General features: G+C 67.5%; 11 protein-coding genes. 7 read left to right on the forward strand and 4 right to left on the reverse strand.

What is annotated here, in order from left to right:
- Positions 1-3: 3 nt before the first annotated feature.
- Positions 4-1,197 (forward strand): alpha-hydroxy acid oxidase, encoded by a 1,194-nt coding sequence (locus tag EGT29_RS03300; protein ID WP_124687681.1) that lies wholly within the window; start codon positions 4-6, stop codon positions 1,195-1,197.
- Complete coding sequence (locus tag EGT29_RS03305) at positions 1,194-2,651, forward strand: aldehyde dehydrogenase family protein (protein ID WP_124687682.1); 1,458 nt, start codon at positions 1,194-1,196, stop codon at positions 2,649-2,651. The genes EGT29_RS03300 and EGT29_RS03305 overlap by 4 nt, the downstream gene beginning before the upstream one ends.
- A 260-nt stretch (positions 2,652-2,911) precedes the next feature.
- On the opposite strand, the gene fdhF is transcribed toward EGT29_RS03305, so the two are convergent.
- Together fdhF and EGT29_RS03315 are read right to left on the reverse strand one after the other, a co-directional pair.
- Positions 2,912-5,722, reverse strand: coding sequence for a formate dehydrogenase subunit alpha (gene fdhF, locus EGT29_RS03310; protein WP_124687683.1), 2,811 nt, complete (start codon positions 5,720-5,722; stop codon positions 2,912-2,914).
- A 1-nt stretch (position 5,723) separates the two neighbouring features.
- Positions 5,724-7,460 carry an NADH-ubiquinone oxidoreductase-F iron-sulfur binding region domain-containing protein gene (locus EGT29_RS03315; RefSeq protein WP_124687684.1) on the reverse strand — a complete coding sequence of 579 codons (1,737 nt, stop codon included), beginning with the start codon at positions 7,458-7,460 and terminating at the stop codon, positions 5,724-5,726.
- 127 nt (positions 7,461-7,587) lie between these two features.
- Between EGT29_RS03315 and EGT29_RS03320 the strand changes: the two genes are divergently transcribed.
- Complete coding sequence (locus tag EGT29_RS03320; RefSeq protein ID WP_124687685.1) at positions 7,588-8,688, forward strand: substrate-binding domain-containing protein; 1,101 nt, start codon at positions 7,588-7,590, stop codon at positions 8,686-8,688.
- Here EGT29_RS03320 and EGT29_RS03325 read toward each other — a convergent pair.
- Positions 8,676-9,953, reverse strand: coding sequence for an NYN domain-containing protein (locus EGT29_RS03325; protein ID WP_202865582.1), 1,278 nt, complete (start codon positions 9,951-9,953; stop codon positions 8,676-8,678). The two genes, EGT29_RS03320 and EGT29_RS03325, sit on opposite strands and share 13 nt — an antisense overlap.
- Positions 9,954-10,151: 198 nt before the next feature.
- Here EGT29_RS03325 and EGT29_RS03330 point away from each other — a divergent pair, with 198 nt between their 5' ends.
- Together EGT29_RS03330 and EGT29_RS03335 are read left to right on the forward strand one after the other, a co-directional pair.
- Positions 10,152-11,117, forward strand: coding sequence for an ABC transporter ATP-binding protein (locus EGT29_RS03330; protein WP_124687686.1), 966 nt, complete (start codon positions 10,152-10,154; stop codon positions 11,115-11,117).
- Positions 11,117-11,878, forward strand: coding sequence for an ABC transporter permease (locus EGT29_RS03335; RefSeq protein WP_124692196.1), 762 nt, complete (start codon positions 11,117-11,119; stop codon positions 11,876-11,878). Before EGT29_RS03330 ends, EGT29_RS03335 begins: the two co-directional genes overlap by 1 nt.
- 26 nt (positions 11,879-11,904) lie before the next feature.
- Here EGT29_RS03335 and EGT29_RS03340 read toward each other — a convergent pair whose 3' ends face one another.
- Positions 11,905-12,429, reverse strand: a complete 525-nt coding sequence (locus EGT29_RS03340) for a MarR family winged helix-turn-helix transcriptional regulator (RefSeq protein ID WP_124687687.1) — start codon at positions 12,427-12,429, stop codon at positions 11,905-11,907.
- Positions 12,430-12,562: 133 nt separating this feature from the next.
- On the opposite strand from EGT29_RS03340, the gene EGT29_RS03345 reads away from it, so the two are divergent.
- Together EGT29_RS03345 and EGT29_RS03350 are read left to right on the forward strand one after the other, a co-directional pair.
- Entirely contained in the window at positions 12,563-13,699 is a 1,137-nt protein-coding gene (locus EGT29_RS03345) for a Rieske 2Fe-2S domain-containing protein (protein ID WP_124687688.1), read from the forward strand.
- Positions 13,700-13,716: 17 nt separating this feature from the next.
- Positions 13,717-14,685: a tripartite tricarboxylate transporter substrate binding protein gene (locus tag EGT29_RS03350; protein ID WP_124687689.1), complete on the forward strand. Its 969-nt coding sequence runs from the start codon at positions 13,717-13,719 to the stop codon at positions 14,683-14,685.
- Positions 14,686-14,870: the final 185 nt, after the last annotated feature.

Here is a 14,870-nt window from a genome sequence, read left to right on the forward strand (position 1 = left end):
CCGATGCTCGCGCTTGCCGACTTCGAACGCGAGGCCAGGAGAAGGCTGCCGCGCAGCATCTATGGCTTCGCCGCGCACGGCGCGGAGGACGAACGTTCCGTGCGCGCCAACGCCGAGGCCCTGTCCCGGCTGGAACTGGTGCCTCGCGTCCTGGTCGACGTCGGCGCCAGGTCCACGCGCTGCGAGCTGTGGGGCCGCGAGTACCGCGCGCCCTTCGGCATCGCGCCCATGGGCGGTGCGGCCCTGTTCGCGTATCGGGCCGACCTGGCCCTGGCCGAGGCGGCCGCCGCCGAGCAGGTCCCGTTCGTGCTGAGCGCGGCCTCGTCCGTGCCGCTGGAAACCATCGCGGCGCGGTCGCCCGGGGCGTGGTACCAGGCCTATCTGCCGGGGGACTCCGGGCGGATCGACGGCCTGCTCCAGCGCCTGGAACGCGCCGGCATCGAGGTGCTGGTCGTGACCGCCGACGTGCCCGTCGCGGCGAACCGCGAGAACGACCTGCGGCAGGGCTTCGGCATTCCGGTCACGCCCGGCCCGCGGTTGCTGGGCGACGTGCTGGCGCATCCGCGGTGGATGGCGAGCGTGGTGCTGCGCACACTGCTGCGTGACGGCATCCCGCGCTTCGAGAACTTCGGCGCCGATCGCGGCGGCCCCATCGTGGCCCCGCCCAGCCCCGGATTTCGGGTCGGCCGGGATCGCCTGACCTGGGACAACCTGCGGCATATCCGGCGCCGGTGGCGGGGCAGGCTGCTGGTCAAGGGCATCCTCCACGAGGACGACGCCCGCGCCGCGCTGGATGCCGGCGTGGACGGCATGATCCTGTCCAACCACGGCGGCAGGCAGCTGGACAGCGCGGTGTCCCCGTTGCGCATGCTGCCCAGGATCGCGGCGCTGCGAGGCGGCGCCAAGCTGATCGTGGACGGCGGTTTCCGCCGCGGGACCGACGTCATCAAGGCGCTGGCCCTGGGCGCCGACTTCGTGCTGATCGGCCGGCCGTTCCTGTATGCGGCATCCGTGGGTGCCACCGCCGGCGTGCGGCGGGCGATCGGCCTGCTGCACGCCGAACTGGACCGCGACCTGGCGCTGATCGGCCGCGCCGACATCCGCGATATCGATGCGTCGTGCCTGGCGCCCGGATCGCGACCCAATCCCCCTTTCGAGCCGCGCAACGCGGCCCTGTCCCACATGGAGCAACCATGACGACCCGACACCATTCCGGCCTGATCATCGCCGGCAATCTGCAGGAATCCGGCGCGGCGCCGGTCCTGGACAACATCAACCCCGCCAACGGCGAGACCGTCGGTACCGTCGCCACGGCCGACGCCGCCACCGCGCGCGCCGCCATCGGCGCGGCCCGCCAGGCCTTCGAGGACTCGGCCTGGGCGAGCTCGCCCCGCCTGCGGCAGGACGTGCTGCTGCAATGGGCGCGCAACCTCGCCCCGCGCGCCCAGGAACTGGCGATGCTGCTGACGATGGAGAACGGCAAGGTCATCGCCCAGTCCACTGGCGAAATGCACGGCGCCATCTCGGAAATCAACTACTACGCCGGCCTGGCGCGCTACATCGCCGGCAATGCCCAGGAGGTCAGCCCCGGCGTCCTGTCGACTCTGCTGCGCGAACCGGCAGGCGTGGCCGGCATCATCGTGCCCTGGAACGCTCCCGCGCTGCTGCTGGTGCGCAGCCTGGCCCCCGCGCTGGCGGCGGGATGCACCACGGTCATCAAGCCCGCCTGGCAGACCGCGCTGGTCACCTGCGAGATGCTGAAGGAACTGATCAGGATCCCCGGCCTGCCGCCGGGCGTGGTCAACATGGTGGTCGAGGACGGCATCGACGTGTCGCAACTGATCTGCCAGTCCGACGACGTCGACGTCATCAGCTTCACCGGCTCGAACGAGACCGGCCAGCGCATCTATGCCTCGGCCGCGCCCACCATGAAGAAACTGTCGCTGGAACTGGGCGACAAGGCCAGCTGCATCGTCTTCGACGACGCGCCCATTCCCGAGGTCATGCGCAAGATCGCCGATGCCGCCACCATCATCTCCGGCCAGCAATGCACCGCGGCCCGCCGCGTGCTGGTCCACGCCAACGCCTACGACGCCGCCCGCATCCACCTGCGGGACGCCCTGGCCGCCCTGAAGACCGGCCCCGGCTGGCTACCCGGCCAGCATCTCGGCCCCCTGATCGACCGCGCCTCGCGCGATCGCGTCCAGTCCCAGATCCACCGCGCCATGAACGAGGCCGACGAAGTCCTGCTGGAAGGCTCCACGCTGGACAGCCAGCACCCGCACGGTGCCTTCCTGACGCCATCCCTGGTCGCCCACGGCGACACCGGCGCCTTCTTCGTCCAGCAGGAAATCTTCGGCCCCTTCGTCGTCCTGGAGAAATTCCACGACGAAGCCGAAGCCATCGCCCGCGCCAACCACACCGTCTATGGCCTGTCCTCCAGCGTCTGGACCCGCGATGGCGCCCGCGCCCAGCGCGTCGCCCGCAAGCTGCGCCGGGGCACGGTGTGGATCAACGATCACAACAAGCTGATGGCCGAAGCGGAAACCGGCGGCTATCGCCGCAGCGGACTGGGGCGCCTGCATGGGCATGAGGCGCTGAACGACTTCACGGAGTCGAAGATCATCTACCAGGACAGCAATCCGCTGTGAGGTCGTTGGCGGCGGGGGGAGGGGCGGTGTATGGCCGCCCGCTTCCATTGTTCGCTCGGGAACTGACTTCCATGGCGAGGCAAGCCAGGAGGCTGGCGCCTGGCCTGGCCCGGGATGCGGTGTATCTTGGAGGCGAACGCGGACGGGTACAGGACATTGCCCAGTTCGTGGTCACTCAAGCCGAACGACTGATTCGGATCGCGCCGGAAGTGTCCAAGGTTGACCGGGGCTTGTTGTGACCCTTTTCACCAACGGCCGGCTCAAGCACCCAACCCCAATATCTGCCCACCCCCATAACTGCTCTGCACCGGCTCCATCCCTCCCGCCCGGATCCGTATCGCGCAATACTTGAACTCCGGAATCTTCCCGAACGGATCCAGCGCCGCATTCGTCAGCTTGTTGATCGCCGCCTCGTAATAACAGAACGGCACGAACACCGCCCCCCGCGGCGTTCCTTCCTCCGCCCGCGCATACAACGACACTTCCCCGCGCCGCGACTCCAGCGTGATCACATCCCCCGGCCGCACCCCGATCTCTTCCAGGTCCAGCGGATGCACCAACGCCACCGGATCCGGCTCGATCGCATCCAGCACCGACGCCCGACGCGTCATGCTTCCCGTATGCCAGTGCTCCAGTTGCCGCCCGGTGATCAACACCTGCGGATACTCCTCATCCGGCCGCTCATTCGCCGGAATGATGTCGGCAGGCACGAAACGCGCGCGCCCCGTCTCTGTCGGGAACGTGCTGGTGAACACCACGGGATCGCCCGCGTCGCCCTCCACCAGGCACGGATATGTCACCGCATGCTCCGCCTGCAGGCGGTCCCACGTGATGCCGCCTATGCTCGGCATCGAATGACGCATCTCGTCGAACACCTCCGACACGTCGCGATAGCGCCAGTCCAGCCCCATGCGCGCCGCCAGTTGCTGGATGATCCACAGGTCCTGGCGCGCGTCGCCCGGCGGATCCAGGGCCTGCCGGCCCATCTGCACCACCCGGTCCGTATTCGTGAACGTCCCCGTCTTCTCCGGAAACGCCGAGGCCGGCAGGATGACGTCGGCCAGATAGGCGGTCTCGGTCAGGAAGATATCCTGCACCACCAGATGGTCCAGCGCCGCCAGCGCCTCGCGCGCGTGATTGGCATCCGGATCCGACATCGCCGGATTCTCGCCCATCACATACATGCCCCGCACCGTGCCGGCCTTGATCGCGTGCATCACCTCCACCACCGTCAGCCCCGGCTGCGGATCCAGCGGCATGCCCCATAACTGTTCGAACTTGCGTCGCGCGTCCGCGTTGTCCACGCGCTGGTAGTCCGGATACATCATCGGAATCAGTCCCGCGTCCGACGCCCCCTGCACGTTGTTCTGGCCGCGCAGCGGATGCAGGCCGGTGCCCGGGCGGCCGATCTGGCCGGTCATCAGCGCCAGCGCGATCAGGCAGCGTGCGTTGTCCGTACCGTGCACGTGCTGCGAGACTCCCATGCCCCACAGGATCATCGAGCCCTTGGATGTCGCGTACAGCCGCGCCACCTCGCGCAGCGTGTCCGCGGGTATGCCGCAGATCGGCGCCATGCTCTCGGGGCTGTAGCCTTCCACGTTCCTGCGCAGCTCGTCGTAGCCGATGGTGCGGCTGGCGATGAAGTCCTCGTCCACCAGGCCTTCATGGACGATCACGTGCATCATCGCGTTCAGCATCGCCACGTCGGTGTCCGGCTTGAACTGCAGGAAGCGGTGCGCCAGCCGCGCGAGATCCGAGCGGCGCGGATCGGCCACGATCAGCCTGGTGCCGTTCTTCACCGCGTTCTTGATCCAGCTCGCCGCCACCGGGTGGTTCACCGTCGGATTGGCGCCGATCACGATCACCACCTCGGCCTTGCCCACGTCCATCACGGGATTGGACACCGCGCCCGAGCCTATGCCCTCCAACAGCGCAGCCACCGACGAAGCATGGCACAGCCGTGTGCAGTGATCGACGTTGTTGCTGCCGAAACCCGTGCGCACCAGCTTCTGGAACAGATAGGCTTCCTCGTTGCTGCCCTTGGCCGAACCGAAGCCGGCCAGCGCACGCTTGCCGTGCGTGTCGCGGATCGACCGCAGCTGCTCGCCCACCCGGTCCAGCGCCTCTTCCCACGTCGCTTCGCGGAACACCTCCATGACGCGGTCCGGGTCCATGACCGCGTCGCCGCGCTTGGGCGCGTCCGGGCGGCGGATCAGCGGCCGGGTCAGGCGATGGGGATGATGGGCGTAGTCGAAGCCGTAGCGGCCCTTCACGCACAGGCGCTCGTGGTTGGCCGGGCCGTCGCGTCCCTCGACGTACAGGATGCGGTTGTCCTTGACGTGGTAGGTCAGCTGGCAGCCCACGCCGCAATAGGGGCAGACCGAATCGACCGCCTTGTCCGGCACCTGCAGCGCCACTTCGCGCGCGGGCATCAGCGCGCCGGTGGGACAGGCCTGCACGCATTCGCCGCAGGCCACGCAGGTCGAGGCGCCCATGGCGTCGTCCATGTCGAACACGATCCTGGCATGGTCGCCGCGATGGGCCAGCCCGATCACGTCGTTGACCTGTTCGTCGCGGCAGGCGCGCAGGCAGCGCGTGCACTGGATGCAGGCGTCCAGGTTGACGGCGATGGCCGGGTGCGAGGTATCGGCGGCCACCGGGGCGCGCGGCGCGAAGCGCGGCTTGCCCACCCCCAGCTTGCGGGCCCAGAGGTCCACTTCGTTGTTGCGCGTGTACGAGGTCTCGGGCATGTCGGCCTGCAACAGCTCGAGCACCATTTTCTGCGCGCGCACCGCGCGTTCGCTGTCGGTGGTGACTTCCATGCCGTTGCGCGGCGTGCGGCAGCACGACGGCGCCAGCACGCGCTCGCCGGCGATCTCGACCACGCACGAGCGGCAGTTGCCAGCCGGCTCCAGTCCGTCGGCATGGCACAGGCGGGGAATCTCGATGCCCAGGCGGTCGGCGACCTGGATCAGGGTTTCGTTGTCGGCGGCGCTGACCTCCTGCCCGTTCAGGCGGAAGTTCACGGTAACGGCAGAGAGGCCGAGTTCGCGGCGATTGATGGCATTCATGTCAATTGTCCGTGGCACGGCCAGACGGCCCGGGATGCAGTTCTTCTGAAAAGTATTTGATGACGCAGTCCACGGGATTGGGGGCGGCCTGGCCCAGTCCGCATATCGAGGCGTCGCGCATGACGGCGGACAGTTCCTCCAGCAGCGGGATGTCCCAGTCGGGCTGGCGGATCAGCTCCAGCGCCTTGGCCGTGCCCACGCGACAGGGCGTGCACTGGCCGCAGGATTCGTCCTTGAAGAAACCCATCATGTTGCGCGCCGCGCCCACGGCGGTGTCGCGATGGGACAGGACCATGACCGCCGCCGAGCCGATGAAGCAGCCGTAGGGTTGCAGCGTGTCGAAATCCAGCGGGATGTCGTTCATCGACGCCGGCAGGATGCCGCCCGACGCGCCGCCCGGCAGGTAGGCGTAGAAATCGTGGCCATCCTGCATGCCGCCGCAGTATTCGTCGATCAGTTCCTGGATGGTGATGCCGGCCGGCGCCAGGTGGACGCCGGGCTGGCGTATGCGTCCCGACACCGAGAACGAGCGCAGACCCTTGCGCCCGCGCCGGCCTTGCGAGGCGAACCAGGCGCCGCCGCGTTCGAGGATGTCGCGCACCCAGTGCAGCGTCTCGAAGTTGTGCTCGAGCGTGGGGCGGCCGAACAGGCCGACCTGCGCGACATAGGGCGGACGCAGCCTGGGCATGCCCCGCTTGCCCTCGATGGACTCGATCATGGCCGATTCCTCGCCGCAGATGTAGGCGCCGGCGCCCCGCCGCAATTCGATGCGGGGCAGGCCGGGAACGGGCGGATCATTGCGCAGGCGGTCCAGCTCCGCTTGCAGGATGGCGCGGCAGCCGTGGTATTCGTCGCGCAGGTAGATGTAGACGGCCTGCGCCTCGACGGCCCAGGCCGCGATCAGCAGCCCTTCCAGGTGGCGATGCGGATCGCGTTCCAGATAGTAGCGGTCCTTGAAGGTGCCGGGCTCGCCCTCGTCCACGTTGACCGCCATCAGGCGCGGCGCGGGTTCCGCGCGCACCGCGCGCCACTTGCGGCCGGCCGGGAAGCCGGCGCCACCCAGGCCGCGCAGGCCCGAGTCCTCCATGGCCTTGAGCACGGACTCCACGTCGCGCTGGCCGGAGGCGCATTCGCGCAGCACGCGATAGCCGCCCTGCGCGACATAGCCGGCGTAGTCGATGTAGTCGCCGGGCAGGTCGCGGGTGTCGCCGCTGGCAACGGCCGCCTGTACCGCTTCGGGCGTCGCACGGGAAACAGGGCGCTGGCCGACCATCGCCACGGGGGCCTGTTCGCAGCGCCCCAGGCACGGCGCCGGCACGACCCGCACGCCGGTGCCCAGCAGTTGCGGCAGGCGTTCCAGCAGCGGCCCGGCGCCCGCCAGTTCACAGGACAGGCTGCCGCACACCCGCACGGTCAGAGGCGCAGTGCCCGATTCGGCCTGGCCGTCGTCGCGCACCACGTCGAAGTGGTGGTAGAAGGAGGCCACCTCATAGACCTCGGCCTGCGCCATGCGCAGTTCCTGGGCCAGCGCCGCCAGGTGGCGGGTACCCAGCTGGCCGTAGCGGTCGTTCACGCGATGCAGGTGTTCGATCAGCAGGTCGCGCCGGCGCGGCGCGTCCCCCAGTAGTGCGCGCACCTCGGCCAGCGCGGCGGGATCGACGCGCCGGCCCTTGGGTTGCTGGCGCCTGCGTTCGCGCGTGGGCGCCGCCGCGACGATGGGGATGACTTTCTGGTCCATGGGGTTCCATGCCGTGCGTCGCGGTGGGCGGAAACGGCTAATATATGAAATTCAGAACATATGTCTCGCTATGCAACCCACTCTAACAAAGAAACTTCCCGCGAAAAATATGTTCAGGATTACATAAATGTTCAAGATCGCGATCCAACCCGGCTGGCACATCCAGGGGACGGGGGCCGAGTCCTCATCCGCGGTGGATACGTCCCTGCTGCTGCGCCTGCTGGCCAGCATCCGCGAGTCGGGCTCGATCGCGGCGGCGGGGCGCCTGGAAGGGCTGTCCTACCGTCACGTATGGGGCCTGCTGCGCAGCGCCGAGCAGTTGTTCGGCACGCCGCTGCTGGAGAAGCGGCCGGGGAAGGGCACGCGGCTCAGCCACCTGGGCACGGTCCTGCTGCTGGCCGAGGACCGCATCCGTGCCCGCCTGTCGCCCACGCTGGACAGCCTGGCCTCGGAGCTCGAGGCCGAGATCCGCAAGGCGGTGGCGCCCGAGCGCTCGCCGCTGCGACTGTACGCCAGCCACGGTTTCGCCGTGGCGGCGCTGGTGGACTGGATCAACACCGCGCAGATGCCGGTGGAGCTGCGCTACCGCAACAGCACCGAGGCGGTGGCCGCGCTGGCCCGCGGCGAATGCGACCTGGCCGGTTTCCACGTGCCCATCGGGCCGTTCGAGCAGGACGCGGTGCGCCAGTACCTGCAATGGCTGGATCCGCGCAAGCACGTGCTGGTCCAGCTCGCGCTGCGGGTGCAGGGGCTGTGCGTGGCGCCGGGCAATCCCAAGCGCATCCGGGCGCTGGGCGACCTCGCGCGGCCGGGCGTGCGCTTCGTCAACCGGCAGGCGGGGTCGGGCACGCGCATGTTGCTGGAGCTGATGCTGGCGCGCGACCAGGTGCCGCAGCAAGCCATCAACGGCTTCGACAGCACCGAGTTCACGCACGCGGCCGTGGCCGCCTACATCGCCAGCGGCATGGCCGACGTCGGTTTCGGCATCGAGACCGCGGCCCGGCGCTTCGGGCTGGATTTCGTGCCGCTGGTGACCGAGCGCTACTTCTTCGCGGTGGAGCAGTCGGCGCTGGACGCCCGGCGGCTGGACGATGTCCTGGCCATTCTGAAGGCGCCGGGCTTCATACGGCGCCTGGAAGCGCTGCCGGGCTATGAGCCGGTGGCGACCGGCGAAGTGCTGACGCTGGCGCGCGCCTTCGGCGGTCGTCCAGGCGCTCAGCCCTCCTGAGCCTTCGCCGCGGTCTTGCGCGCGCGGGGACGCGCGGGCGTCTTGCGGGCGGTCTTGCGTGCAGCCTTCTTGGCCGGCGCGGCGGCCGTGGCGTCGGCCGTACCGGCAGCATCGGGGCCGGCGCTGGCGGTTTCAACGGCGGGCAGCTGGACCGGCTCGGGCGGCGCCGCGACCGGCGCGGGCTGGGCCTCGGGTTCGGACCGTGCGGCCGGTTCGGCGGCAAACAGCGGCAGGGCGGCGGATTCCTGCCGCGCCGTTTCCCCGGCCGCCTCGGCCTCGGGCCGTCCGCGGCGGGAAGCGCTCTTGCCGGCGCCGCGGGTGTTGCGCCGCTTGTCCGCCCGGGGGGCCGGTGTCTCGGCTGCGGGCGCCTCGGCGGGTTCGACGGCGGGAGCCGGGGCGGGCACTGCCGCCGGCCTGGGCGCCGCCGGCTCGACCGGCGCGGCTTCGCCGTTGGCGCGATACACATAGGCGCCGGACTTGTCGTCGCGGCCGAACTCCAGCAGCCCGCGTGACTGGGCCGCTTCCAGCAGGTTGCCGAAGGCGCGGAAGCCGTAATAGGACTCGTTGAAGTCGGGCCGCCGCCGCTTGATGGCCTCTTTCAGCACCGAGGCCCAGATCTTGCCGGTGTCGCCGCGCTCGGCCAGCAGCGCGTCGAAGGTCTCGACCGCCAGCGCGATGCCTTTCTCGCGCCGGGCTTCCAGTTCGTCCTTGCGCGACTTGTCTTCGTCGTGCGGACGGCGGCTGGCCGGCTGCGTGCCGCGCGGCTCGCGCCGGGCGGCCTGGTGCGTCTCGCGGACCAGGTCGTCGTAGAAGATGAATTCGTCGCAATTGGCGATCAGCAGGTCCGAGGTGGACTGCTTGACGCCCAGGCCGATGACCTGCTTGGCGTTCTCGCGCAGCTTGGAGACCAGCGGCGAGAAGTCGGAGTCGCCGCTGATGATCACGAAGGTGTTGACGTGCGACTTGGTGTAACAGAGGTCCAGCGCGTCGACCACCATGCGGATGTCGGCCGAGTTCTTGCCGGACTGGCGCACGTGCGGAATGTCGATCAGCTCGAAGTTGGCCTCGTGCATGGTGGCCTTGAAGCCCTTGTAGCGGTCCCAGTCGCAATAGGCCTTCTTGACCACGATGCTGCCCTTGAGCAGCAGGCGTTCGAGCACCAGCTTGATGTCGAAGCGCTCGTACTTGGCGTCGCGCACGCCCAGGGCCACGTTCTCGAAGTCGCAGAACAGCGCCATGCTGACGTTTTCCGGGGGATGGTTCATGGGGGAATGCTCCGGTCGTGCGGCGGCGGGCGGATTGCCGGCCGCGAAAACAGGATGATAACGGGTCGGCCCGTCGGGAAATGCCCCTGCTGGCGGAACAGGCTTGAGGACGCGTCCGGACCTATCCTATACACTCGACTTCCGCCGCCGGGACCGTGCCGTTCCCCTCCCATTCCCCCGCGGCGCGCTCATCACGCCATGCAGCCAGTCTCGACCCGCCCCCCGCTTCCCGGCGAGGCGCCCGCGATCGTTTCCATCTCGGGCCTCGCCAAGACCTACGCCAATGGCTTCCACGCGCTCAAGGGCGTGGACCTGCAGATACGCAGGGGCGAGATCTTCGCCCTGCTCGGCCCCAACGGCGCCGGCAAGACCACCTTGATCAGCATCGTCTGTGGACTGTCGCGCCCGACCGCCGGCACCGTGCTGGTGGACGGCCACGACATCGTCCTTGACTACCGCGCGGCGCGCACCCGCATCGGCCTGGTGCCGCAGGAACTCGCCACCGACGCGTTCGAGTCGGTGTGGGCCACCGTCAGCTTCAGCCGCGGCCTGTTCGGCCACCCGGCCAATCCGGCGCGCATCGAAAGCATCCTGCGCGACCTGTCGCTGTGGGACAAGCGCAATGCCAAGATCATGACGCTGTCCGGCGGCATGAAGCGGCGCGTGCTGATCGCCAAGGCCCTGGCCCACGAACCCAAGGTGCTGTTCCTGGACGAGCCGACCGCGGGCGTGGACGTCGAGCTTCGGCGGGACATGTGGAAGATGGTGCGCCGCCTGCGCGACGAAGGCATGACCATCATCCTGACCACCCACTACATCGAGGAAGCCGAAGACATGGCCGATCGCATCGGCGTCATCAACAAGGGCGAACTGGTGCTGGTCGAGGAAAAGCGGGCGCTGATGCGCAAGCTGGGCAAGAAGCAGCTGACGCTGCAATTGCAGGCGCCGCTCCAGGCGCTGCCGCCGGCGCTGGCCGGCTACGCGCTGGAACTGGCCGACGGCGGCAACGCCCTGGTCTACACCTTCGATACGCAGGGCGAGGCCACCGGCATCGCCTCGCTGATGCGGGCCCTGAACGAGCAGGGCATCGATTTCAAGGACCTGCATTCCAGCGAGAGTTCGCTGGAGGATATTTTCGTGAGCCTGGTGCGGGAGCAAGCATGATCAATTTCTACGCGATCCGGGCGATCTACCGGTTCGAGATGGCGCGCACCTTCCGCACGCTGACCCAGAGCATCGCCTCGCCGGTACTGTCCACCTCGCTCTACTTCATCGTGTTCGGCACCGCCATCGGTTCGCGCATGGGCGAGATCGGCGGCGTCAGCTACGGGGCCTTCATCATTCCCGGCCTGATCATGATGTCGCTGCTGAACGAGAGCATTTCCAATGCGTCGTTCGGGATCTACCTGCCCAAGTGGACGGGCACCATCTACGAGCTTCTGTCGGCGCCGGTGTCGCCCGTCGAGGCCGTGGTCGGCTACGTCGGGGCGGCGGCCACCAAGTCGATGATGCTGGGCTTGCTGATATTGGTCACGGCGCGGCTCTTCGTGCCGTATCACATCGAGCATCCGGTCTGGATGGTGGGCTTCCTGGTGTTGACCGCCGTCACCTTCAGCCTGTTCGGCTTCATCATCGGCCTGTGGGCCGACGACTTCCAGAAGCTGCAGATCATCCCGCTCATGGTCGTCACGCCGCTGACCTTCCTGGGCGGCGCGTTCTACTCCATCAGCATGCTGCCGCCGATCTGGCAGAAGATCACGCTGGCCAACCCCGTGGTCTACCTCATCAGCGGATTCCGCTGGAGCTTCTATGGCCAGTCCGACGTCAACGTCGTGGTCAGCCTGGGCATGACGCTGGTGTTCCTGCTGGTGTGCCTGGGCATCGTGGCCTGGATCTTCCGCACCGGCTACAAGATGAAGACCTGATGGGCCGCGAGCGATGCACCGAAATACTATGAATCAATAGTATTTTCGGTGCCTTCGTTCTTGATGTCCGCCGACGATTCGACCGCACGCAGGTTCTGCCTGACCCGCATCAGGTAGCTGCACAACTGCGCCACCTCGAAGTGCTCGAATCCTTCCACCATCCGGGCTGTCAACTCGTCCGCCTTGGGCATCAGTTCGTGTCCCAGCGCGCGGCCGCGCTCGGTCAGGTAGATGTTGATCTTGCGCCGGTCGTCGGCGTTGCGCACGCGCCGGATCAGGCCGCGGCTCTCCAGCTTGTTCAAGGCCGAGCCCGCCGCGGCTTCCATGATGCCTACCCGCCGACCCACCTCGCGTTGCGTCAGTCCGTCCTCTTCCCAGATCGTGCGCAGGAATATCCAGGTTCCCGCGGGAACGTCCAGCCGGGCGACCTGCGCCTGCAGCGCGCGGTTGAGCACGCGGTAGGTGGCGCTGAGCTGGTAGCCGACGCTGTCTTCGGATGACTGGGTGGCGATTTTCCCGGGGGAGGGCTTGCTGCTCGTTGATTTGTTCATGGCTGGACGTTGGGGGAAATACTAGTGCGGGGCGAACGAAATAAGCATTGTGGATTCTTTGCGCCAAATTTACCATTACTATGAAAGCATAGTATTTAAGGTAACGAATCCGACGTTTTCGAGGAACTCCATCATGAGTCTGTACCCCGATGTCGACTTCGCCCGGGTCGAAGGCGGCGCGCTCGCCGGTCGCCTGGTGGCGCGCTTCTGGCAGCCGGTCGCCCTGGCTGGAAAGTGCGTGGCTGGCCGCGCGATGCGCGTCAAGCTGCTGGGCACGCATTACACGCTCTACCGCGGCGAGGACGGTCAACCGCGCATGACGCAGGATCGGTGCCCCCACCGGGGGACGAGCCTGGCCTACGGCTGGGTCGAAGGCAACGGCATGCGCTGCCGCTACCATGGCTGGAAGTTCGATGCAGAAGGAAGGGGGGAGGAGTTTCCCGCCGAGAGCGAGGCCTATGCGCGCAGCTTGTCGCTGCGCAGCTATCCGGTCCGGGAGTATCTGGGCCTGATCTTCTGTTATGTCGGGGAAGGAGAACCGCCGGAGTTTCCCCGCTTCCCCGAGCTGGAGGACGACAGCCGAGGCACGCTGCTGACCCAGGCGGTCGTACTCGACTACAACTTCTTCCAGCGGGTGGAGAACGATCACGACGAAGCGCATGTGTTCTTCACTCACAAGCATTTGATGGCGAAGTACGGTCTGGACCAGATCCCCAAAGTCGCCGCGGAAGAAACCGAGCATGGGCTGGTGGTTGTTTCCACGCGCCAGGATGGCCGCAAGCGCGTCGGCTACGGTTTCATGCCGAATGTCCTGCTACGCGAGGTTCCCATTCCGCAGGACCGCACGAAGATGTCCATCCTGCTCGCCTGGCGCGTGCCGATGGACGATACGACGACCTTCAGCGCCATGGTCAACCGCGTCGGCACCTTCAACGCAGCCTTGCCCGATCTGGGCGAAGTGGAGGATCCAGCCGAGATCGCCGCGCGCGTCATGCGTTGCGAAATAACGCTCGACGAGGTGGACCAGAACCATCCGCTGCTGCCGATTATCCAGGACACGGTCGCGCTGGGTGGGCAGGGTGTGATCGCGGACCGTGGCGCCGAGCATCTTGGGCAGTCGGACAAGGCCATCGCGGTATTGCGCCGCATGTGGGCGCGCGAGATGCGCGCGTTGCGCGACGGCACACCGCTGAAGACCTGGCGTCGGCCCGGCGATTTCGAATTCGGCAAGGAGATTGCCGGCGCCGAATTGCCGGCGGTCGCCCACTGAAATCAGGAGACCTTCACATGATCAAGCCCTTGCTCTTGCTGGCGGCAGCATTGGCGTGTGGAACGCTGCAAGCGGCCGAGCCTTTTCCCGGCCGGCCGATCACCCTTGTCGTGCCGCAGCCGGCGGGCGGCGCCGCCGATGCGCTGGCGCGCACCCTGGGCGAGGAAATGGGACGCCGGCTGGGCGCGACGTTCATCGTCGAGAACAAGCCGGGCGCATCCGGCATGCTGGGCACCAATGTGGTGGCGCGCGCCAAGCCCGACGGCTACACCCTGCTGGTCACGAACTCGACGCCGGTCCTGACGCTGCCCTACATATTCGACAAGGTTCCCTACGACGTGAACCGCGACCTGCGTTTCATCACGCAGATCTCCAGCGGTCAACTGGTCCTGGTGGTCAACCACGAGATACCGGTGCGCAATATGAAGGAGTTCATGGAGTGGGCCGCGCAGAACCGCGGCAAGGTCAACTACGGTTCATTCGGCGTGGGCACTTCGGGCCACCTGGTCGCTTCCTATCTGAGCCATTCGCGTGGCCTGGACATGACGCACGTGCCTTTCAAGGGCGAGGTGCCGCTGATCCAGGAACTGGTGGGGGGCAGGGTGTCGTGGGGATTCACGACTCTGGGGCCGGTCGTGCCGCATTTGCAGACCGGTCGGCTGCGCGCTATCGCCGTGATTGCCGATCAGCGGCCCAAGGAGCTTCCCAGCGTGCCCACCATGGCGGAAGCGGGTATGAAGGATACCGAGTTCAAGCCCATGGGATGGTTCGCGATGCTGGCGCCGGCGGGCACGCCCGAGGCGGTATCCAGGCGGCTGGAACAGGAAGCGCGCGCCGCGATCGCGACACCCGAAATGCAGGCGCGCATCCAGGCCTACGGCATGGATGCGATCGGCAACTCGGGTGAAGATGCCCGCAAGGAGTACGAGCTGCTGGCGCCCGTGGTCGAGCGGATGGTGAAGACGTCGGGCGCCAAGCTGGAGTAGTACTTGTCCCGCCCCCTGCGCCATGTCGGTGCGCGCCTATTGCCGCTGGTGCGGATACGCACCGCACGGGCGCACGCCGGGCGCTCTGGCCACGCCCACGCGCTGGCACCCTTCATGCTTACGAAGCGATGGTCTTGTCCCGATTGCCGTAAACCCTAATTCATCGATAAATTAATTACTTGTTT

Source organism: Pigmentiphaga sp. H8 (genome assembly GCF_003854895.1).
Taxonomy (GTDB): domain Bacteria; phylum Pseudomonadota; class Gammaproteobacteria; order Burkholderiales; family Burkholderiaceae_B; genus Pigmentiphaga.